Below are 1307 nucleotides of genomic sequence, written 5' to 3' on the forward strand. Positions count from 1 at the left end.
TTACAGCGAGTCGAGCACTTCTTCGAAGGCGCGAGCCTGGCCGGGCTGGAACAGTTCGACCAGTTCGCGCGCGAACGGGGAATGGCGCGCATGCACGCGCGAGAGCAGGCTCGCAAAGCCGTCCAGGAAGTGGTGCTTGTCGCGCTCCAGCGGCAGGTCGATGCGCTCGTTGGCGCGCGCATCGCGCATCGTGCCCAGCGGATCCTCGCCGCGCTGCACCTTGCCGATCTCGCGATGCACCATGCGCCGCAGGATCGCCAGCCCCTGGTCGGTGCTGCCCAGGTTCTCCTTCGTGCGATCCGCGATCGGCCCCTGCGTGACCCACGCCATGATGTCCTGCGCGTCGATCATGTCCAGCGCGTAGTCGCCGTGTCTGTCCAGATACGGCACCTCGTACACCGGCACGCGCTCCAGCAGATGCGGCGCCACCTTCGCCCCCGCCGGCGGCACGTACGCCGTGTACCACAGGTGCAGCGTGTGCGTATCGTCCATCGGCGTGCGGATCTGGAACGCGTACATGCCCCACTGCGGCGACGCGTAGCCCACCGCCAGCATCGTCGGGAACACCAGCGGGTGACCGATCTGCCAGTCGTCGCAGTCCTCCGACTGCCCCTCCAGCAGGCGCCGCTTGATGATGCCGTGCTCGAACTCGGTAAAGCCGATACGCACGTGCCGGCGGCTGATCGAGAACTTCGCCGGCTGCCCCTGGATCTCGCGCAGGTGCTCGTGCAACTGGCCGTGCAGCCACTCGGTGTGCACCTGGTCGACCGAGTTCTCCATGATCTGCAGCCAGTTCGCCGGCACCACCGCCTGACCGATCATGCGGATCGCGGGCGAGGCGACAAAGCCGTCGTAGCGCGGCAGCAGCGGACGCGGCTCCGGGCCCATGTAGGCGAACAGCATGCCGCCCAGTTCCTCGACCGCGTAGGCCTGCGTGCTCACGCGCTCCTTGAAGCACGTTTGCGCCGACTCGTTGGGCTGCTCCAGGCACTTGCCCTGCGCATCGAAATGCCAGCCGTGGTACGGGCAGCGGATGCCTTCATCCGTGGGAATGCCGTAGGCGAGCGAGGCGCGCCGGTGCGGGCAGTGCTCGGCCACCAGGCCAAAGCGCCCCTGGCGGTCGCGAAACAGCACCAGGTCCTCGCCCAGCAGGCGCACCCGTTTGGTCGAGCGCGCGGCGCTGAATTCGTCCACCCCGCCTACCGGATGCCAGTAGCGGCGCATCATGTCCCCACCGGGCGTGCCCGCTCCCACGCGGGTTAGCAGTTCATTCTGTTCGGCCGTCAGCATCGGGTTCTCCTCTTTGC

At 67.7% G+C, this 1307-nt stretch carries 1 protein-coding gene; it reads right to left on the reverse strand.

Features of this window, described 5'->3' with window-relative positions:
- On the reverse strand, window positions 1-1307 hold a 1307-nt coding region (locus PQR32_RS42075; RefSeq protein WP_408241779.1), incomplete at its 5' end, for a Rieske 2Fe-2S domain-containing protein.

Origin of the sequence: Paraburkholderia dipogonis (assembly GCF_046027395.1) — a bacterium.
Lineage (GTDB): Bacteria > Pseudomonadota > Gammaproteobacteria > Burkholderiales > Burkholderiaceae > Paraburkholderia > Paraburkholderia dipogonis_A.